This is a genomic window from Cohnella ginsengisoli (assembly GCF_029525555.1).
GTDB lineage: Bacteria > Bacillota > Bacilli > Paenibacillales > Paenibacillaceae > Cohnella > Cohnella ginsengisoli.
The window spans coordinates 609,579-629,392 of sequence record NZ_JAPDHZ010000002.1 but is presented as its reverse complement, the minus strand read 5'-3'; the positions used below and the strand labels follow the sequence as shown (position 1 = coordinate 629,392).

General features: G+C 40.9%; 21 protein-coding genes and 1 pseudogene. 16 read left to right on the top strand and 6 right to left on the bottom strand.

Annotation, left to right across the window (positions count from 1 at the left end):
- Positions 1-3 precede the first annotated feature (3 nt).
- The 7 genes from OMP38_RS03125 (at position 4) to OMP38_RS03095 (ending at position 7,400) form a co-directional block, all read left to right on the top strand.
- Positions 4-558 (top strand): hypothetical protein, encoded by a 555-nt coding sequence (locus OMP38_RS03125; protein WP_277563842.1) that lies wholly within the window; start codon positions 4-6, stop codon positions 556-558.
- Between the two features lie 22 nt (positions 559-580).
- Positions 581-4,021, top strand: a complete 3,441-nt coding sequence (locus tag OMP38_RS03120) for an AAA domain-containing protein (protein ID WP_277563841.1) — start codon at positions 581-583, stop codon at positions 4,019-4,021.
- Positions 4,022-4,219: 198 nt separating this feature from the next.
- Positions 4,220-5,494 carry a competence protein CoiA family protein gene (locus tag OMP38_RS03115; protein ID WP_277563840.1) on the top strand — a complete coding sequence of 425 codons (1,275 nt, stop codon included), beginning with the start codon at positions 4,220-4,222 and terminating at the stop codon, positions 5,492-5,494.
- A gap of 22 nt (positions 5,495-5,516) precedes the next feature.
- Positions 5,517-5,753, top strand: coding sequence for a hypothetical protein (locus OMP38_RS03110; RefSeq protein ID WP_277563839.1), 237 nt, complete (start codon positions 5,517-5,519; stop codon positions 5,751-5,753).
- A 176-nt stretch (positions 5,754-5,929) separates the two neighbouring features.
- A complete protein-coding gene (locus OMP38_RS03105; protein WP_277563838.1) occupies positions 5,930-6,367 on the top strand; it encodes a GIY-YIG nuclease family protein in 438 nt (145 codons plus the stop codon).
- 59 nt (positions 6,368-6,426) lie between these two features.
- Positions 6,427-7,008 carry a hypothetical protein gene (locus tag OMP38_RS03100; protein WP_277563837.1) on the top strand — a complete coding sequence of 194 codons (582 nt, stop codon included), beginning with the start codon at positions 6,427-6,429 and terminating at the stop codon, positions 7,006-7,008.
- 167 nt (positions 7,009-7,175) lie between these two features.
- A complete protein-coding gene (locus tag OMP38_RS03095) occupies positions 7,176-7,400 on the top strand; it encodes a hypothetical protein (RefSeq protein WP_277563836.1) in 225 nt (74 codons plus the stop codon).
- 136 nt (positions 7,401-7,536) lie between these two features.
- On the opposite strand, the pseudogene OMP38_RS03090 reads toward OMP38_RS03095, so the two are convergent.
- Positions 7,537-7,683: pseudogene (locus OMP38_RS03090) on the bottom strand (helix-turn-helix domain-containing protein); the annotation flags it as partial.
- Positions 7,684-7,989: 306 nt separating this feature from the next.
- Here OMP38_RS03090 and OMP38_RS03085 point away from each other — a divergent pair.
- The 8 genes from OMP38_RS03085 (at position 7,990) to OMP38_RS03050 (ending at position 14,051) form a co-directional block, all read left to right on the top strand.
- A complete protein-coding gene (locus OMP38_RS03085) occupies positions 7,990-10,059 on the top strand; it encodes an AAA family ATPase (protein WP_277563835.1) in 2,070 nt (689 codons plus the stop codon).
- A 322-nt stretch (positions 10,060-10,381) separates the two neighbouring features.
- Positions 10,382-10,831: a hypothetical protein gene (locus OMP38_RS03080; protein WP_277563834.1), complete on the top strand. Its 450-nt coding sequence runs from the start codon at positions 10,382-10,384 to the stop codon at positions 10,829-10,831.
- A gap of 261 nt (positions 10,832-11,092) precedes the next feature.
- Positions 11,093-11,374 (top strand): hypothetical protein, encoded by a 282-nt coding sequence (locus tag OMP38_RS03075; RefSeq protein ID WP_277563833.1) that lies wholly within the window; start codon positions 11,093-11,095, stop codon positions 11,372-11,374.
- 354 nt (positions 11,375-11,728) lie between these two features.
- The gene (locus tag OMP38_RS03070) at positions 11,729-11,860 is read left to right on the top strand and encodes a hypothetical protein (RefSeq protein WP_277563832.1); all 132 of its coding nucleotides are present in this window, start codon (positions 11,729-11,731) and stop codon (positions 11,858-11,860) included.
- Between the two features lie 101 nt (positions 11,861-11,961).
- Positions 11,962-12,507, top strand: a complete 546-nt coding sequence (locus OMP38_RS03065) for a hypothetical protein (RefSeq protein WP_277563831.1) — start codon at positions 11,962-11,964, stop codon at positions 12,505-12,507.
- On the top strand, positions 12,482-12,943 hold the full coding sequence (locus OMP38_RS03060) for a hypothetical protein (RefSeq protein ID WP_277563830.1): 462 nt from the start codon (positions 12,482-12,484) through the stop codon (positions 12,941-12,943). The genes OMP38_RS03065 and OMP38_RS03060 overlap by 26 nt, the downstream gene beginning before the upstream one ends.
- A gap of 69 nt (positions 12,944-13,012) precedes the next feature.
- Positions 13,013-13,660 carry a hypothetical protein gene (locus OMP38_RS03055; protein WP_277563829.1) on the top strand — a complete coding sequence of 216 codons (648 nt, stop codon included), beginning with the start codon at positions 13,013-13,015 and terminating at the stop codon, positions 13,658-13,660.
- 157 nt (positions 13,661-13,817) lie between these two features.
- A complete protein-coding gene (locus OMP38_RS03050) occupies positions 13,818-14,051 on the top strand; it encodes a hypothetical protein (protein ID WP_277563828.1) in 234 nt (77 codons plus the stop codon).
- Positions 14,052-14,114: 63 nt separating this feature from the next.
- Here the strand turns inward: OMP38_RS03050 and OMP38_RS03045 are convergent, their stop codons facing one another.
- The 4 genes from OMP38_RS03045 to OMP38_RS03030 all read right to left on the bottom strand — a co-directional run bounded on the left by OMP38_RS03045 (position 14,115) and on the right by OMP38_RS03030 (position 17,173).
- The gene (locus OMP38_RS03045; protein WP_277563827.1) at positions 14,115-15,281 is read right to left on the bottom strand and encodes a hypothetical protein; all 1,167 of its coding nucleotides are present in this window, start codon (positions 15,279-15,281) and stop codon (positions 14,115-14,117) included.
- Positions 15,202-16,167, bottom strand: coding sequence for a dynamin family protein (locus OMP38_RS03040; protein WP_277563826.1), 966 nt, complete (start codon positions 16,165-16,167; stop codon positions 15,202-15,204). Before OMP38_RS03040 ends, OMP38_RS03045 begins: the two co-directional genes overlap by 80 nt.
- Before the next feature lie 7 nt (positions 16,168-16,174).
- Entirely contained in the window at positions 16,175-16,348 is a 174-nt protein-coding gene (locus tag OMP38_RS03035) for a helix-turn-helix domain-containing protein (protein ID WP_277563825.1), read from the bottom strand.
- A 195-nt stretch (positions 16,349-16,543) separates the two neighbouring features.
- Positions 16,544-17,173 carry a hypothetical protein gene (locus OMP38_RS03030; protein ID WP_277563824.1) on the bottom strand — a complete coding sequence of 210 codons (630 nt, stop codon included), beginning with the start codon at positions 17,171-17,173 and terminating at the stop codon, positions 16,544-16,546.
- Positions 17,174-17,308: 135 nt separating this feature from the next.
- Here OMP38_RS03030 and OMP38_RS35500 point away from each other — a divergent pair, with 135 nt between their 5' ends.
- Positions 17,309-17,785: a TniQ family protein gene (locus tag OMP38_RS35500; RefSeq protein ID WP_420869581.1), complete on the top strand. Its 477-nt coding sequence runs from the start codon at positions 17,309-17,311 to the stop codon at positions 17,783-17,785.
- A gap of 190 nt (positions 17,786-17,975) precedes the next feature.
- Here OMP38_RS35500 and OMP38_RS03025 read toward each other — a convergent pair whose 3' ends face one another.
- Positions 17,976-19,484 (bottom strand): TniQ family protein, encoded by a 1,509-nt coding sequence (locus OMP38_RS03025; protein ID WP_277563823.1) that lies wholly within the window; start codon positions 19,482-19,484, stop codon positions 17,976-17,978.
- Positions 19,485-19,814: the final 330 nt, after the last annotated feature.

Below are 19,814 nucleotides of genomic sequence, written 5' to 3'. Positions count from 1 at the left end.
CTTATGGAGCAGCTAACGGAGAATGTCCTCAATGAGGATAAATTAGAGCAAGCGTATGAGCAACTATTTATTAAGCGTGAAAAGCTCGTGTCGATTTTACCAGAAGGAAAATACTCGGAAGTATTGTTAGGGCAGAGCGAAATTATCGGAAATATTGATGGTTTTGCCACCGAAGCGGAGAAAATCACCGTCTACTTAGAAACAGCATCCCAATTGGGGATCTTTGGGCTTAACAATTTGGAAGACCTAAAACTTTTGTTGGTCTATTTATCACTCTTGAATAAGTCGGTAACCCCCACTGTTGAGTGGTTTGATGAAAATAAGTTTGAAGAAGTGCATAAACAAGCTGTGGCAATAAAGACGAAGTTCGATGAAATCGGATTAATACGGCTGAACTTGTTGTCAAAGTATAAGAGCTCTTTTATAGAAATCAACGCTGAGAAAGCTTTGGTTGAACTTGAAGTGAAAGAGGGCCTCTTGGGTTCATTTAATCGAAATCAAGATACTGTTCATAATCTCCTGTACGACCAAAAAAATCAAAGTCACGACGACCTTTAATGAACTGTTTAATAAAGTTAAGTTGTTTAACACCTACAAAACCGAGTTTGAAGAGCTTTTCGGGACTCCAATAATTAATGTTGCTTCGGTTAACAATCTGGAAACGATTGTCGGTTTAATCGCCAAGTCACCTCGCCCGCAGGAAAAATGGTTCAGCGTTCATAACTACCATGAGATTCAGTCTGCTGTACGGGAAGGCAAAGATCTATTTAGTAAATACCTTACCGAATATAATAAAGCAGTCAATGTCTTCGAAGAGGAAGTTTATGACGAGCGGATCTATGACATTTTTGACAAATGCGAAGGCAAGTATCAATCATTTACACGTATTGTTAACGGGTCATACAAAAAGGACTTGAAATGGCTTAGGGCTAACCTTAAGTCGAATGAGAAAATCGACTTTGATACATTTCATAAATATGTCCGTAACGTAAAACGCGTATTGGACTATAAGAAGGCCATCAACCAAAAAGGAAGCGACTTTAAAATGTCGCTTGGCTTGCATTATCAAGAAGTTGATACAGATTGGAATCAGATTGAACAAGCGTTAACGACCACCAGAGAAATAATTGAATGGCATCAAGGAAGAAATATTACCACATCGCTTAAAGACTTGCTGATTCGGCCTGCTGGCAGAGTAGAGCAGTTATTGACTTCTTACAATCAGCTTAAGCAAACAAGCAAAGAAATACAGCACTCAGTGAAAGTCCTCTTAACGGAGTTTCCGAATTTTATTCACCTTTTAGGTGCAAATATTGCATCCGTGAGTATCGATGAATTAAATGCTACCTTGCAAAACGAATGGGAGAAAGCTGAATCTTATTTCTTGTTTGTAGACGGTTTCGCAAATCTTCTGCATAATCCATTGAGTCTTAACGTTACTGGGTTAAAGGAAGACCTAGTGGGCTTAACCAAGTTCAATCATGAATTACGAATACTTAATGATATCCTTCAGGATAGCTCAAGTGTTCTCGGTGAGGCATTTAAAGGAGAAGGTACAGATTGGGATCGTCTTCTCGGGTTTATGGATTCCTTCAGCAACTTGTATAAATACAACGTGCGAATCAACCAGGAGTTTAAAAATCTGTTGCTCCACGGCGGTCTCACAGCTTCGATTGACGAAACGGCACTTCGAAATTGCATTAATAAATTCGAGAAGGATATGCCGCTATTCAAAGAAGCCTTGCCTAAAGTATTTTCGGGATTCGAAGGACCAGAGCAATACTGGCCCATTATTGCGTTCATTGAGCGACTTCGAGACTTCAAAGAGCAAGTAACAGAATGGCAATCCTGGTTCGCAAAAGTATCGCCGTATTTCCGTAGTTACTTGCCTTTCAATGAAACCAAAGCTTTACTCGAAAGGACAGTACAACTCAAAAAATTGCAAACGAGCTTGGATGGTCAGCTTGAGACCTTAAAAAATATTTTTGGAGATCGTTTCACTGGTTACACAACAAATTGGGAAAAGATTTTTGATGCACTGGCTTGGACTGACGAATGGCATGAATTGTTCATTGATACGGAAATGCCTGAACAAATCGTAGAATTTGTGAGTGCTGAAGGGAAGAAAGATGTTTCTGAATTAATTCATCTTATTACTGTTATGAAAGGTGAGCTAGAAAAAACAGAAGGCTTAGAAAGTAGCTTTCACCTGTATTTCACGATTTCGGTTATATTTATAACCGATTTTTCCCTAGTCTCGCTCAGCGAGTTATCAAGCTTCACGGATATTAGGCTTGGAGCCATTGATCTGTTGGAGGATTGGATACGATACCAGCGTCTTGAAAAGCATGCGGATTCGATGGGGCTAAACCGATTTATGCTTGCTATAAAGAAAGAAGAAATCGGCGATCATACTTTCAAGAATCTATTTCAAAAGCGATTCTTTAAACTTTGGCTGGATCAAATTTATATAAAGGAACCAATGCTTTACGAATTCGATGCTGACGCTATGAATACAGACGTTACAACTTTCAGGAAATTGGATCGGAACAGCAATGGGTTAAACGTGAATCGTATCAAAGAAAAACTGGAATCCAACCGAAATCATGCGATTAATGCTCTGGCTTATCGACGTGAACTTCAGATCATACAGGCTGAGATAGGAAAGAAAAAACGGCATTATCCAATTCGGAAGTTGATGAACGTAACAGCGTCATTGTTTATGGAGATTAAACCATGCCTTCTGATGAGCCCGCTCTCCGTAAGCCAGTTCTTAGATGCATCAGTTGTTCAGTTTGATGTTGTAATTTTTGACGAAGCGTCCCAGATTTTTTCCGAAGACGCGATCGGGGCAATTGTACGTGGAAAACAGGTCATTATCGTTGGTGATACAAAGCAGCTTCCTCCGACGAACTTCTTCCACAGCAGCATGATTGATGAAGACTTCGATGAAGATGAGCAGGAAGAAGAAGCTGTGTACGAAAGTATCTTAGAAGAATGCGCGCACGTTCTGCCTGCTATTAACCTACGCTGGCACTATCGAAGCAAGCATGAAACATTAATCAATTTTTCTAACCAGGCGTTTTATCACAACAACCTAATTACGTTTCCGAGTGCGGATAACGGACCCTATCTGGGAGCGGAATTAGTGCATGTGGAAGGCGGTATTTATGAACGTGGTGGGAGCAAGACAAATAAGAAAGAAGCAGAGACAATCGCCAAACTCGTCCTTGAACATTTTAGAAGCCATCCAGGACAGTCGCTGGGTGTAATTGCCTTTAGTGAAGCACAGGCGTCTGCTATTGAGGCAGAACTTGCAAACCAAAGGACTAATAACCCGATCTATGAGCGCTTCTTCCAAGAAGGTGCACAAGAGGAATTTTTCATTAAAAGTTTGGAAAACGTCCAAGGTGATGAGAGAGACGTCATTTTCTTAAGCATCGGGTACGCGAAAGCCATGGATCAATCCTTACATTATAATTTTGGACCTCTAAGCAAAGCACGGGGCGAACGGCGGTTAAATGTAGCGGTTACTCGCGCGAAGTACCACATGAAGCTTGTCAGTTCACTTATGCCATCTGACTTGTCCGATGCAAAAGTTAATGGGAATGCAGGTCTTCGTCTTCTTAAAGACTACATGCAAACGGTAATGGATGGAAAACTGCCTGTTAGTATGACACAGCATGAAGAAATGGAATTTGATTCACCTTTTGAAGAAGATGTTTTTAGAGTAATCACAGACCTGGGTTACAAGGTGAAAACTCAGGTTGGTTGCTCAGGTTATCGTATAGATCTTGCAGTGGTCGATCCATTGGACGAAGATAAGTTCGTTCTCGGTATAGAATGCGACGGTAAGGCATATCACAGTTCAAAAGTGGCCCGTGACAGAGATCGGCTTCGTCAACAAGTTCTTGAGGGGCTTGGATGGAAAATTTATCGGATATGGTCCCAAGAATGGTTCAAAAAACGGAAATTTGAAATAGAACGTCTTAAACATCGATTGGAGAGTCTTAGATATTGAATTAATTAAGTTTGAGGATTGCAAGGTGCTATTTTAGTTGAGTCAACTTTGCAAGCTTTTTCACTTATAGAACCGTTACTTTATTCAACTCAGTGATGATCACCGTTTACTTATAGTTTTAAGTCGTATTCCTTGTTGAGCAGCTAGAAGTCGCAAAAAGACTGTGACTTCTAGCTTTATCTTTAGGGGGGCAACTGAATGGATATCGCACAATATGAAGGAACTGTCGTCAATATCAACACCGAACTCAGCAAGTCCAGTGAATCCGACAGAGCAAGAACAATTGAAAAGTATAGGCGAATTGCCGAGAAGGGCGCTATGTCCTGTCCCTTTTGTAATGAAAAACTTCAACTGCGAGCGGGAGAGGTTCGTGAAATTCATTTCGCGCACTTAAAAGGCAAGTCATGCCAAGAGGCTGATGCGTATGATACCTATCGAAACCAAACGCAGCGGGAGAACAAAAAGCATTCGGTCATAAAAGAAATCATTTACACCGAACTTAAGAGTCAGGAAATCATCAAGCCTGACTTAAAAGTGGAGTACGGTTATAAAGAAAAAGCAGCAGAGAAGTGGAAGCATTATCCCGATATCTACATGAACAAGAATGGACGAGAATTCGCGATTTCTGTAATTACGAATGTACATAATATTGGTGACGAGAAAGTGGTAAAGACGATCAACAAGCGAAATCGGTATTTCGAGGAAAAGGGATTAAAGTCGATTTGGTTTGTCGAGGACAGGGAACTAGCGGATGACTACGAACATCGCGTGCTCCACTTGTGGGAAGCCGAATACGATTTGGCCATTAAAACGGAAGAAGATCAGATCTGGGATCAGCTTATTAATGATATTGTTGACGAGTTTCCTAATGAAAAACTGCTGGATCTATTTCATTACAAAGCTTACGGCCCCATGGATGTGGATGTGCGCAGTTTATATTACGTTCATTCAACAGGAGACGAGATCTCTTTCTCCGTTTATCGATTGATTTTGGATGAGAAGCAGTCGCCATATCGAGCATTCGCTGTAACCCGTGGTTACCGCATGCATATGTCTAATGCTTTAATTGTACGGGACGAAATCTTACTGAGCGATAAGCAGCGAGAAGATGCGGATCGTATTGACTTCGTGAATGAAGTTGCCAGGAAGTTGGAACAAGCCCGTGAGGTTGAGCAGGCAGCTGCCAAAGTACCCGAACTATCGTATAAAGAAGTTGCTGTCACGGCACTTCCCAAAGCCATCGAAGTAGCTGATATTGATGTACTGGAGTACATGGAGAAATTAAATCATTTAAGGATTTCGGAAAGTGAAGCGAAAACGCTATTTAAATACATGAAGAAGCATCGAAGTGATCTTGGCGATTATGGCTTAAGTTTTGCGGATGTAATGCGTACGATCAACTATGCGCTCGGAAAAATTATGGACCCAAAATCCGAATTTGGTTGGTGGATATTGAATACCTTCGGTAACTAAGTCGTCTTAAAAGGAGAGGTATATGAATTTAAACGAATTAGTGAGAATGAGGAACTTTACTCTGACCAACAAAGTAAAATTGGTACGCCATCAAGATCCCAATTATGACACAAAGTTATTACATAAAATCGGCATGCTTGAGTTTTACCAAAGCATCCAGAGTAATGATGTATTTGGTAACTGCGATTACATTCTTTCCTTCCTTGGTGAAGAGGGAAGAAAAGCGATCTTCATTGGTGCGTATCAAAAAAATTACTAGCGAAATGTACAACATTGAAAAACATGGAGCACCTCAAGGATACCCGTATATGGATATCCTAAGTCAGCCATTGTTCTATTACGAATTTCAAAAAAATTGATCTTCTGGGCGACATGATCGATCGGCTTGTCATCGATTGGTCGACCAGAGGATGGCACCAATGGATAGACTCTGGCTTGCCCAAACAAGTAATTGAAATCTTGCCCTCGGGTTACGTGAAAGAGTTTCCTGGATTCGACAACCTGATTTTAAACTATGATGAACTTGCAACGATCATTAAGAATCCCGATCCCAATCGGGTCTGGCACAATATGCTGAAATCGGTCGCGGGCGTATACTTAATCGTTGATTTGACGAACGGCAGCCAGTACGTGGGCTCTGCAAGCGGGGAAGAGGGTATCCTGGGGCGCTGGAAAACCTACGTGGATAGTCAACACGGTGGAAATGCTCGCTTAATGGAATTACTGAGCCTCGAACCCGATAGGTACAAACATTTTCAATTTTCAATTTTAAGTGCGTTGCCAAGAACGCTGACTAAAACACAAGTCATCTCCCATGAACAAAAATACAAGCAAAAGCTGGGATCTAGGGCATTCGGGCTGAATGCTAATTAATTTAGAAATTCAGATTTTAGGGCGCTGCGTAAAGCTAAGTTGAAGGGGAACGAATATATATGACCACTCACTTTGGGATAAAGCTACGAAATAAAGAAGGTGGCCATAAACTAACCATCGATAACTATATTGGCGTAAGGCCTAAGGACATTACCAGCTATTCTTTTGATGAGTTGGAGGAGAAGAAGGGGAGGATTCTGAACAAATTTGAACTTAATATGAAATACTTTGAATCCCTGTCAAGGATCGAATTTAACGATGAGCTAACTAAGTTAGTAGCCTCAGATAATTTCATTGAAATTATTGATCTTAACTCGATATATGATGTGCCTGGGTATTACATCATGGTATTAGATGATTACTGCCAAATTTATATTGGAATAGCTCACAATATTAAAAGCCGAATAATGCAGCACTGGAGGGACAAGGTACCATTAGATAACCTTGTGAACAGTTCAGATAGTGGATTGCTGCACATAGATAGTTTTAGGGCTCTGGACACTACAAGAATATATGCTTGTATCGGCTATGAAGATAACTTTTCCGAGGATCACATGGAAAATATGATACGTGAAAATCTATTCATATTTAAGTTTCCCGTAGACTATTGCCTAAATGTAGCTACTCTTTTTTTGGGGTAGTCGAGAAATACGTTTAAAAAGACTAAAGCATCTGGAGCTAAGAGATTTAAAAGTGTATGGTAAGAGCCATTTAACTCAGATGTTAGATTCGATTAATCGAAGAGCAAAAGGGAGTCATAGCAAGACCGACAGTCTACTGCATTAGTATGTACATTTGGAGGTTCCACATGCAAAATCGAGAGCTAATAACGAATGAAGATTTGGATGAAGTAATCTTGAAAAAAGAATTTGTTGAAGTTTGGGTCAATGGGGCGATCGCAGAGAAAGCCGTGTTAATTGAATCCTATACGAACGAAGCCATCAAGGTTTCGGACGGTTATTATTTAAGGGCAAATTGCACGATAATAAAGCCAGGCAAGAAAAAAGTTCTTTCGATGTTCGAGGGACGCTGAGTAGCATCCCAGTTAAGGTTGGTTTTATTGGTCTGATAGTTGTTTTAAAGTTTCAATCAGAATATTCTTTGCCTTTGAAAGCGTTTTGGGATCTTGGCGGTTTAGTACCGTTAAGATCTCTTTTATTTCTATATCCTTAGGAGTAGTCAGCTGCGGCTGTCCCGCGTAAACAAAAAAACTCGGACTCCGAGACACCGAGTACAGTTGCGATTTTACTTAACGTTTGAAGGGAAATGTTTTTCTGACCGCGTTCGATCCGCCCTATGTAGCTATAAGAGAGTCCAACCGCCTCCCCCGACTTGCTCCTGGGTCAATCCCATATGTAAACGAATCTCGCGAAGTCTTAGTCCTACCTGCTCAAGTATTTCCATGGCCACACCCCCACTTCGAGTGTAGTTTAGCCGTAACTTCGCTTGAATGAACTGATGGGAACATAAATAAAAAATGTTTACTGATAGGAACAAAGTCATATATAATAAGCATGCTCAGGTAACATTTGGATATGCGAGGTGAGATCATTAGGCAAACAGCATCTAAACAGAAAAGTCCCATATGGCGCAGCCTCGCCGACGTCATTGAACACAAGCAGATGTTCAAAGCGTTATTTTGGCTCGGGTCCCCGTTGCTCGTTTGCACCTTAATGTCCTTACTCGCCAAGGGACTGAAGTCGGAAGGGTATTTGGTTTTGCAAGGGACTTGGAAGTGGGCATTGATTTATTATCTCGTGGTGGGGCTCATCACTCGCGCAAAGAAGAACATCCCAAAAGTTAATCTCAGCGCGATAATTGGAGCCATATTAAGTATCTGGGCTGTTATCCTCATAAACGCTTGGGGACTGAAGCTGGTTCCCGCTTCATTGGTCCAAAGCGACATCGCTTTGTATCCTTGGACCTACGACGCGCTGAAGAGGTACTTATTCGGGTGGCAAGCAGTGTTTGTCCTGGCGGGAGCCGTGGTATTTCACGTGATCGGATTACATAGGAGGCCCGCTGAGAAAGAAGCCGTCTCGGCTGACAAGCGAAGCTTGGATCGCGAAGAGATCCTGGAAGCGGCGCTTGATAAGCTCGATCAAATGATTGGTCTTGAAGAAGTTAAAGCAGAAATCAAAGGCTTCATGAATCAGTTGGTCGGGCTAGCCAAACTCGCGAAAGTGGCGGTGGTCTCAAAGCCGACGCTGCACATGATTTTTTCTGGTCCACCTGGCACGGGGAAAACGGAAGTCGCGCGGATCATGGCGGATATTTTGTACGGACTCGGATTTTTGGAAACCAACACCTTGATCGAATGTGACCGATCCCAGATCATCGGCAAGTATGTTGGTCACACCGAAGAGAAAATGAACGGTCTCATTGAACATGCCATGGGCGGCGTGCTGTTTATCGATGAAGCGTACACGCTGTCCAAGGAAGGCAATGACTTTGGTCAGGAAGCGGTTGATATCCTGCTCAAAGCGATGGAAGATAAACGCGACCGATTCATGGTCATTTTGGCGGGCTACCAAGCGGACATGAACGCCCTTTTGGAGATGAACGAAGGATTCAAGTCCCGCATTCCTTATCATTTGAAATTTCGGGATTACGGCCCGAATGAACTCGCAGACCTTGCCGAGATGATGCTGAATTTGCAGGGCTACGAAACCGTTAGAGCCACGGAAATACTCCGTGAGGTCATCTGGACCAAACACAGGCGCGGTGAGATCAGCGGGAACGGCAGATGGGTCAGGCACTTGGTCGATCGCATCTTGAAAGAGCATGCGATATCCATCGCCTCCGACGACCGCGAAGCGGGTGTCATCACGAGCGAAGACATCCGCAAAGCGGCGGGAATGAATCGCTCCCGATACGAGACCGAAAACGAGCAGTTGAAGAAGGAAGCACTCCTGCAGCTTGACCAATTGATCGGTCTTGATAACATCAAAAGCGAAATCAAAGATTTCCTTTCCTTTGTGGAGGCGGAGAAGGAGCGGGAAGCGTCGGGCATATCATCCCAGAAGATGAGCATGCACATGGCCTTCACGGGCCCTCCAGGCACGGGCAAAACCACGGTGGCTCGCATCTTGGGCAAGCTTCTCAAGGCCGCGGGGATGCTCTCCACGGGGCAATTCATCGAGGCGGATCGATCGCAAATCATCGGCAAGTTCGTGGGTCACACCGAAGACAACATGAAGAAACTGCTGGATCAAGCAGACGGTGGCGTGCTGTTTATCGATGAAGCCTATTCGCTCGTGAAAGAGGGCAATGATTTTGGTTCAGAAGCGATCGCGGTTCTGATCAAAGCGATGGAGGACAGACGCGATAATCTGGTTGTCATTCTCGCGGGTTACGAAAATGAAATGAAAGAACTCATGCGAAGCAACTCGGGAATTCCTTCCCGAATTCCCTTCACGTTCCGTTTTCCTTCATACTCGGCCTCGGAGATGTCGCAAATCGTCCGATCCATTCTGGCGGAACATCAGCTGGAACTGAGTCTCCACGCGTCACATGTGCTCGATAATCTTCTGATATCGATACGGACATTTAATGGCAACGCGAGATGGGGACGTGATTTTGTCGGGAAGATTCGCATGGCTCAAGTCAGGCGAATCAAACAATCGGGCATGGCCGTTAGCCAGGAAATCACGGAACAAGATATTATCGAAGCCATCGCGAAAACGGGGTGACCAATGGCGGACTTAAAATTAACCGATGAGCCCGTACGCGCGGGGATGGTCCATTATTTCTTCAACAACCTTGCCAAGTATCTGCTAGAAATTCCGTTCAAAGTTTTTCTTTATCTGGTGAGAGAAGCGTACACGCTTGTGAAATGGCTGTTTGTCCAACTATGCCCCAAATGGCTTCAACCGATATTAGGCGTAGTTTTTTTTGTGGTTCTTGGTTCATTGGATTATGGATCTTTACGCTTACCTATCGCGGTACAGTTTTATAGATGAGCTCACGAAATCGATCGTTGAATTGGTAACCAAATAGGGGAGGATCAGATATATGAAATGCTATAAACACGAGAGCGTCGATGCGTCGGCCACCTGCCAGGAGTGCGGAAGAGCGCTTTGCAGAGAATGTTCGAGCCGTTTTTCCTTGCTCATGTGCGAAGGCTGCCTTGTACAAAACAACGAAATCGTAAAAAACAGGTTAATCAAGGGATTCGTCATGTCGGGGATTTTCTTTGCGATCGGGATCGCTTTTGGCATCATGGGAGACAGCGGGTTGTTTGCGACTTTGGTGACGGGATATGGTTTGTTCGGGGCGTATTGGTCGTACACGCTGATGAGCAAATTCATTAAAGGTGGCATGCCCATGCCGTTAATTAAGGGCGTTCTGGCGCTATTCACTGGCATCTTCGTTGCTCCCTTTAAAATTTATTGGGATGTTAGAGAACTGAAAAAGATTGAAGAGATTAAAGCAACCATTATTAGTAACGGAATTGCAGGTTAATCCGCCTATCGAAAATCCCCGCCGATTTTTGCGGGGATTTTTCTGTACAAATGGTGCAGCTTAGCAACTAGTAATCCTGTACTGTTTTTAAAATAGGGTCTGGTAAATTTTATTGTTGATTTTTGATTTAAATAACTGGCAGATTAGTGGAAAAAATTTTGTAGTTTCTATAAATTATTCGTGATAAAGTTAGATAACGAATGGTAATGGATGGATGGATGAAGGTGCTGATTCAACTAACCTAGACTAGGAGGCTCCTTAATGAGCGATATCACTACGCTTGGAAATGCTATTACAAAGTTCAAAAACAACCAATACGATAAAACAATATTAACCGCCGAAGATTTTGAAATTTTACAAGAATATGCCCCTGCTCTATTGGGGTTGTGTACCAAATTAGTTCAAGAAGGTAGCAAAGTCCAGGAAAGAGTATTTAACATTCTCGATAAAGTAACGGATAGTTTTGCAGACCAACTAAAAAAATCCAAATTTAACTCCAGAAGAAAGAAAAGAGTTGAATGCTCAAATGGAACGAATGGCTGATCGAGCTATGAAAAAAGATACGGAGTACAAACAGTGGGTGTATGGTGGACTAACAGTAGCAGTAGGAGCAGTTGTCGGATTCTGGGCAAAAAATAAATTCGGAAAACGATAGTTCAAGTGCCACCTCTAAATGGGGTGGTTTACTTTTGTTCGTAAATCAACAATGAAATTTAAATGAGCCGAAAAAAAAGAAAAGTCAATGGTGTGGGCTTGTAACTAATACAATCATGCAGAATTATGAGTCTTCTTGAATTTTTCCTGGTTTATAATGTGAATTAAATAAGCCGAACGGGTTGTGTTCTGGGGCGTAAGAGTCATTGATTCATTTGAATATAATTATAAGGAGCTGTTCGTGTGTTTTATGAAGACGATGAATACGAATTTGAACCCGATAGTAATTATTATTCAAGCGAAGAATTTGTCGATGACTACTTAAGCTTTAAAAAAAAAGAGAATAGCTATAAAGACATTAAGGGCTTTTTTTGAAGAGCGATTGTATACGCTCAGTGACATGGATTACAGTCCAGGGGGCACATATTTATCCGATTTATTAGCTTTGTTTTCAAAAAAAGGGTACTAGTATTTCGTTGATGTTTGCGAAGGATTATTTGAGGTCTCATTTTTATAGAAATGATCAGATTATTGAAGAAGGCTATGAATATGAGCAAATAATGAATAATCCCGACGTACTTAATCTTTCGAAGTTTCTTTCGAAAAATGGTGAAGAAATAATTATTGCTGAAAACGTACTTAATTATACAAAAATAATGTTTTTGAATGATAACAAGATAACCGATTACGATAGATATCAAATGAAATATAAAAATAAAAATTCTGATCCTGGTGATTCATTTGATTCAGAAGTTTTATATTGGGAAGCTGTACACGAAGGAGAAATTGACCCTACGCAAAAGAACTCTAGCATGACAGATCCACAAACATATTTTGAAGATCTAAGTGATGTTTACTCATATGACAAGTATGAAGTTCTAAGGAAATATATAAATATAATAATACAGTCGGATAATTTACCAATTTCTATGGAATCTGATATTTATTCTTCTATATCAGGATATGGTGAAAATAAACTTAATAAAATGGCTAATATTGGATACAAAAAAACTAATAAATAGAGCTTTCTTGAAATTTTCGAAGTTATATAATCTGGTTATTGATAGTAGTAGAAAAGAGCAGTTGGTACTAATCGATAAAAATAATGTTAGAGTGCTTAGATTTCACTACGGCAGTAATTTGGCAGATCCATATTTCTCAAAAAGCATTTACTTTTATGCATTGAATCAAAATGGGTTACCCTCTCGACTATATTTACGTTTTGCTCAGCGCCTTATTAAAACACTCAACTTCACTCTTGATGATCAATTATTATGTTATCTTGAAAAAAGATTTCTAAAAAATGAGAATGTAAGTCCTAATTATATGGATAAGGATCTTAGAATTTATACGCATCTTGGAAAAAGCGTTCATGGAAATCAAGCCGAACTTAGACTTGGTTTTAATTTATCTGCCTATGATAGAGAAGGAATGGGTGGGAACGGGAGTTTTAAATAGGCTGCATCAATAGATGTCTATTAGCACCACTAAAGATGTTTTAAAAGCACTTTTAAAGGTGGAGTTAATTTGGAAACTGAACACATTTACTCGGTGAATGAATTAATCCGATTACGTGAAAAAGCACAAAGAGCAATAAAAATTCAATCAAGCGAACTCGAAATCGATGGCTGGAGTAAATCGGACTATGATATCAAGGCATTACTTGACGTATTCAAACCCTTAAGAGCAAGAGAGGGTATTATCTTTAAATCCTATTTATACCGAAGCGGTTTAAATGGTAATGGAATCATCCGAGCCGTACAAGCCTCGGAAAATGATCAAGCAAGTGATTTGTTTTTGGGGAATGATTTGTTTTCTCCACCCAATCCCAAAGGATCATTTGAGAACTTAATGGATGGAATCCAAGGTGACGGTTCACCTTGGTCTTATATGTGCGCATCACTGTTTTTGCGTGAAGCCCTAGCTTTCGGTGAAATGTGGCACGGAATCAGTTGGGGGCATTTTCATATCTATGTTCCCAACATCGAGGGAGAAGAAAGCGTGATTCCTGAATATTGGGATCTAGATTGGAGAAGGGTTCCGCCTGATTTTACACCTCAAGTAACCGTTACAGAGGAAGCCGTTGTGGTGAAGTTTTACACGTTTTGTGGTGTGGGAGCATCTGGGGTATTTGAACACATCGATACATACAAAAAAAGGCTCTTATGCATTTGAGTTTCAGAATTAAAAGATCGCATTCGGAGAGGTCGGAATCATTTATTAACGAAAAGTTACTTTGCGTTAAATGAAGGAACAGAGCAGTTTTAGGCGAATTTTAGAACGATTGGGCTCATATAAAAAACATAGGTGATTAAAATATGAATATTAAAACATGAGCATTAAAGAAAAGATGTTGTTTGCCATTAATCCGACAGCTTATCTAATTTGTAAGGGTGCAGAAAAAGCAACTGAGATAGTAATGGAATTGGCTCAGAATGGAACGATTCAAGAACTGAGAGAAGAGTCCATTCGTCAGGAAATAATCGCAAAAATGCGTGCATCCCAAGCGAAGGTAGCGCAGGAGCTAATTAATATGTGCTTCGCAACAAACCGTTCGATAAGATAACGATATACAACAGTTCTGCTGTGTAAATGAAAAATCGCCTCCGAGAAATACGGAGGCGATTTTTCATTCTTCATCGTCATTCCAAGGTAGTGAGGTGAACTGTTGCAGGCAATTCTCAAGTTTTTTTAAGCGTAACCGCGCTGTTTCGGAGTCACCGCTTTTGATAATTGACTCCAAAGAGGAAAGGTGCTGGTCAAATGTTGATTTGATTGTGGTCACGGTTTCCCGAATTTCCAGCTGTGTATTTTGCCAAAACGTCGTGATCGCTTTTTGATAGTGTGCAATCACATTCTGCTTTTGGACAGCGCTTGCGGCATCCTTAGCCATTCGTTTTTTCCATCCGTCCCCGAATATGGCGGACACAAAAGCGAAGACACCAAGTGCAATCGAAATCGCGATAGTGATTGGACCGCCAATCGCCGCAACGAAGGTAGTTGCTGCTGCGCCGCCGCCGACTGAGATGCCAAGGGTACTTAACAGACCTACGCCCTTCGCAACAAGGATATAACCTCCTAGGTTACCAACCGTGCTTGCCCAAAGACCGAGCCCGCCAAGCACTGTCGCTCCTGCAAGTCCCCCTGAAAGAGCTCCTTTAAAATCGAATGGAATACTAGCAACGCCTGCGGCATGCTTGTCAATATCCTCGATTTTCTGCTCTACCGCATTAAAGAATGTAGTTAGGTCGTTCTCGAACTCAGCAAGGCTGGTTTTAAGGATCGTCTGCATTTGAGCAAAGTATAGATCCGACAAATCGCTTAAGAGATAATTTTTGGCTTGCTTTCGGTCATAGCCCTTCTTCTGGATAAGTCCCATTACAAAGTCGCTATTTATGGTCTTTTGTTCCCAAGCAGTCATTGCTGCGAGATTTTGTTTTTCCGCTTCTGAGATTTTGCATTGGAGGTCTTCTTGGAGGAGATCGATTTCGCGAAATCGTTTCTCCTTTTGTTGCATGGCTTTGTCATAACCTTCGATGGCTTGCTCTCTGCTGTGAAGCACACCGCTAACTTTTTGGATCTCATTTGTTTGATGGCTTATAACTCTATTTTTAAATGTAGCCAGCGCTTCACGAGTTTGTTTGCGTTTTAAAGCAGGTAGTTGCTTGGTGATCAGCTTGGTAAACGAGGCTTCAAACTTTTGACGAAGTGCAGGGTCATCCAGCTCGTAGCTGAAAAACCTTTTTTTTAAGCTTTGAGCCGAATTCGCGCTTTGTAAGACCAAACTGTGATTCAATGAGCTCCTCGGAGAGCAAGTTGAGCAGTGCATCCGAACGGGTAGCCAGGATCTCATCTGCGGCTTCCTCTGTTTTAGCCGTACGAGCCTGCGTGGCCAGGACAAACAGACTAGATAGCAGTGGGGCTTCTTTCGTGTCGACCGCAGGAATCGTTCGAATAATTTCTTTTAGAAGCAACATGTCCTCGTGGCGGTTTAAAAACCCGAGTGCAGGCGTCAAGAAGAGCACGACATCCGCAAGCGATTTTGTGCGTTGACTCTTAATTGTGTCTGTCTCATTCTCTGTACCAAAGCCTGGCAGATCTACAAAATCACAGGCAAGAAGCAAATCCGAATCGGTATAAATAATCGCCGAATCGACTTCCTCATAGGTGCGGTTTTGATGACGATTGCAGTATTTGTAAAGAAGGTCGAAGCTACCGAGGTGTAAGAGATGTTTTTGGCAGTATGCAGCCTGATTAACATTCTTGACGTTCCAACTCTGCTCGGCGCTTTCGGCTTTAAAGATAGCCACAGGATGTTCATCCATCCATTCTGGCTTATCATTGATGTGTCGAAGGTGAACGGTCGCCGATGTGGTTGGCGTCCATTTTTCCTCCAACACGTTTAAACCTGTCAATGCGTTGATTAGAGAGCTTTTACCCGCATCTGAAGGGCCTAACAGGGCCACGAGAGGCTTGTCCAATAATCGTTCAGTGAAATTCTCCATTTCCTCGACAAATGGCAGATCGCCTAATTTGTCGGCAGGGGAGAAGATCTTTCTCACCTCGCGGCGAAGCTTTAAAATACGTGTGCGGTCTTTGGCATACACGTCGCCTGCAACAAGAGGCTTTGGTCGCAAGAGTTGGAACTGCAAAACATCATTCGGCGTTAAGCGGTAAATCATGCATAACTTATAAAAAAAATTCGAGCGACATTGCTTCTGGGTGCTGTTCCAACCGCGAGATTAATTCTTGCCCGCAATCCATAGCTTCAGCGAGTTCTTTTTGCGTGAGTTTAAGCAGCTTCTCCCGAAGCGCTCGTAGATCAAAATTGAATTGCGGGGGTTGATTCTGATCGTCGCTCATTCGTAATTCTCCTTTGAAATAAGGTAGTAAAATTAGCTCGATCTCAGTTATACCAGATTAAATCTGGCATGTAAATACTGGATATGCAAATTTGCATATTTAAGATTCGAGTTATCTTATGTTCAGGAATAACTGAGAATCAAAAATGAAAATAAAAAAAAAGCTACCCGCCTAAAATCGGGTAGCTTTGGTTCGTCAAAAGTTTATATTCTCGGTGTCTTTTTTTGCTCCTGTCAAAATCTTACGATAATAATCGATCCAATCCTTCCCGCTTAATCTGCTCATTTCATCTAGAAACTTCTTCAGGTCTTCGGGGGATAGATTCTCATGTGCCTGATGTAGAACTCCCATGTCCCAGTGCGTATCTTCGACAGGTGCCAACCCATATTTACGACAGACATCTTTTTTCTCCGCAGCAGAGGCCGTAGTATTCAATTTGAAAGCACCTCTTCCAAGTTTAGTTACGTCATCTCGCTTATTTAGATATGTCCATACGGAGTCAGACCTGCTCTTATCGTTTAGGCCAGAAATCGTGTACATTTTCTCAATCTCTTGTTTCACTTCAGAATAGTGTGCACTTCCGCCTAAACGTTCAAGTGCTTCAATAGCAGCTTCGCCGATCTCCGAACCTTTAATGATTGGCTGCTGAATTTCTAATTTGTTGCCCGATAATTTCTCCAGTTCTCCTTGGAAGGTGGTTATTGCCATGTCGACTTGTTTGAGTTCACCTTGGAGGTTCTCCATTTGATTCCGAAGAACATTTTTTTCTTGTATTTTCTCTTCAAGCATGAATTGAAGCATTTCGATCTTCTTTTCATGATCCAAAGCGATCACTCCTCTGACTTAAAAGATAACACTATAAGTATATGATTGCAATAAAAACATATAAGTAATAATTATAAGTGAATTAAGGTTTGAATCATCTGAAACTGGAAATAAGGGAATGTGAGGTGAACTTGTATGTTGTTAAATGCTCGGCCAACAATCTTTGAAGATGAATGTTTAAGTAGTTACTTGTACCGCTTAGCGTATGCCAATGCACATGCATCGGGAAACGTTTATGCTAGAAAGCTCGGAATGACGGTTTCAAATATAAATAATAATGAATTTTCCGAGCAGGCCGTAAAGACACTTTCAGAAATGACGTGTTATCCACCACCAGAGTTAAAGAAGCATACGGCTATTCAACAAGAAAAACGGAGCAAAGAAGAAAGCCCGCTAAGACGCAGAATGAGATTTTGTCCATTGTGTCTTGGAGAAAATCGGTATCATCGATCTGCTTGGAATTTGAATTGGAATACCGTTTGCTTAAAACACGGGATCATGCTCAAGGATAAATGTGAATGCGGACGAATTACGTCGTTGCATTCAGTAATGATTAACGGGTGCTTATCATGTGGCAAAGCATTAATCCGTGAAACAGCAAAAAAAGGCTGATCCGTTCATTCTACGATTTCAGCAATTCATGTTTAGTTAATTAACGGATACGGACAACAAGCGATTGAGCGTTTTAATTTCTCTAATAACAATAAGAGGACTAAATCAAGGTTTACCAACCTATGGTGAATTTTAATGTTTGTTAATAAGCCTATGGATCTCTTCAGTTGGGATTAAAATGCCTTTGAAATTAGGGACACTTTTCAAATAAACAGTAGAAATTGATCCATCTATAATTTTTTTTTACTATCTCTGCAAATGTATGTCCCAGGGGCACAACCAAACTAAGTACAGCTTTGAGTGGCATATGTGAAGCAGGAGGCATATCGACCGAACTACTTTGATTTATTATCCTGTCCAAAAGTGCGTGTGCCTCAACTTTATTAAAATGCCAAATCTTATATCCATTAGTTTTAGGACCCCAATAAGCTGTTATTAGTCCATAGTCAAATAGCTCAACAGCTCGAACGAATTGGATACCTAGTAACTTACATAGTTGTCCCATTGAGTAGCTATTGTTTTTAATAAAGTAGTATCTTTCAACACTTGCACTTTCAATTAAAAGACTATTCGTATTTGTTCTATGAGAAGTCAAGATTCCAATATCACACAGATGATTAATAACATTAAAGTCTTTGCGCATTATTTTAATCACTTCAGTTGTCGACAAATATTTTTTTTGTGCAACATTTGATTTGATCAATCGTTTATTGAACGAATCAAATGAGAAGTTGTTAACGCATTGAGAATAACAATCGTGATATATAGAACCATCTTTAGAATCGATGATTGTTTTTAAGACTCGATATCGTCGTAAATTTCTGTTGCGGCTTTTGCCTGTCTCTTTGTTCATTTTTACGTTTATTTCTTCAATGTTTTTCAACAGATTCGTAAGGTGTTGGAACGGAACTGAAATTAGTTGATGTGATACAACTGAAACGAGGGACATCATTTGGATATCACGTTCTTCTTTCTTCGCTGAATTAAAATTAATTACAGGCTTATAAATGCCCGCTTGTTTAAAAAAAATTTCTCCTGGTAAGTTATCTATGATGCTACAAAAGGCTAAGAATAAAAAGAAATAGCCGCTTTTCTCTAGAATTCTGCCATCAGAAAGAATAACGGACTGCTGCGTGTTATCTAACAGTGTTCTCTGAATTACTCTTTGTGTTTCCATTATAATTTCACTTGGTACTCCTGCTGTCATACACGTGAAAATCTGACCACAGGAACACGAATTCTGCATTAAATTAGACATCGTAATTTTTTTTGAGCAATTGGTACAGCGATCAATCAAATAACAATTATGTGATTCACAAGCTGTAACAAAAGAAATATCCCAGTATAATCTGTGGTAAAAATTTTCTTGAAGACAAGACGGACAATACTTTGTTTTTTCTTTCTCATAAACTCGATTATCAATTAATTTATCTGTCATGTACTCACCAAAGATAACGTTATCGAACTGGTTCAGAACAAATTTATTAATATCGACACCTAAAGAATCCGTAATGGATTTGAAGTACGGAAACCAGGTACATTTTTGCCCAACATAGTTGCAATTTGTCTTATAGATTCGAGATGATTGTTCACTGATTATACTAGCCAAGTGTTTATAATAGTTGACTGTTGAATTACGAAAAAGAAACGAGTATATGCTTTCAAAAACTTCGGGATTTACTCTATTGAGAAGTCTCATTGTTGTTTCCCCCCTAATACTTCGCATCAAACAAACGTCTGGGACCTATTATACTGATTACATTAGGCACCGAGCACTATGAATCTTTTGGAAGAAACAAGTAATATAAAAAAATATATCCTTTTGTTTTGTGCAGAATTTCTGTGTGAACCACTCAAACGCAGCTCTCTACCTCACATCGACCCTTAATTTAAGACAGTGTGCATTATATTTCTTACCGTTTAAATCCGATACAAGCGAAAAGAAGTTGCATTGCTGTTCAGTGGGCAGTACAAATCGCCCGTAAGTTTCGTTAATCATCTGCCGCGACAAAAAATAGCTAGAGAAATG

Coding starts and splice junctions, on each gene's coding strand:
- OMP38_RS03125 (WP_277563842.1), top strand. CDS start 4: ATGGAGCAGCTAACGGAGAATGTCCTCAATGAGGATAAATTAGAGCAA.
- OMP38_RS03115 (WP_277563840.1), top strand. CDS start 4,220: ATGGATATCGCACAATATGAAGGAACTGTCGTCAATATCAACACCGAA.
- OMP38_RS03110 (WP_277563839.1), top strand. CDS start 5,517: ATGAATTTAAACGAATTAGTGAGAATGAGGAACTTTACTCTGACCAAC.
- OMP38_RS03100 (WP_277563837.1), top strand. CDS start 6,427: ATGACCACTCACTTTGGGATAAAGCTACGAAATAAAGAAGGTGGCCAT.
- OMP38_RS03095 (WP_277563836.1), top strand. CDS start 7,176: ATGCAAAATCGAGAGCTAATAACGAATGAAGATTTGGATGAAGTAATC.
- OMP38_RS03085 (WP_277563835.1), top strand. CDS start 7,990: ATGTTCAAAGCGTTATTTTGGCTCGGGTCCCCGTTGCTCGTTTGCACC.
- OMP38_RS03080 (WP_277563834.1), top strand. CDS start 10,382: ATGAAATGCTATAAACACGAGAGCGTCGATGCGTCGGCCACCTGCCAG.
- OMP38_RS03075 (WP_277563833.1), top strand. CDS start 11,093: ATGAGCGATATCACTACGCTTGGAAATGCTATTACAAAGTTCAAAAAC.
- OMP38_RS03050 (WP_277563828.1), top strand. CDS start 13,818: ATGAGCATTAAAGAAAAGATGTTGTTTGCCATTAATCCGACAGCTTAT.
- OMP38_RS03040 (WP_277563826.1), bottom strand. CDS start 16,167: ATGATTTACCGCTTAACGCCGAATGATGTTTTGCAGTTCCAACTCTTG.
- OMP38_RS03035 (WP_277563825.1), bottom strand. CDS start 16,348: ATGAGCGACGATCAGAATCAACCCCCGCAATTCAATTTTGATCTACGA.
- OMP38_RS35500 (WP_420869581.1), top strand. CDS start 17,309: ATGTTGTTAAATGCTCGGCCAACAATCTTTGAAGATGAATGTTTAAGT.
- OMP38_RS03025 (WP_277563823.1), bottom strand. CDS start 19,484: ATGAGACTTCTCAATAGAGTAAATCCCGAAGTTTTTGAAAGCATATAC.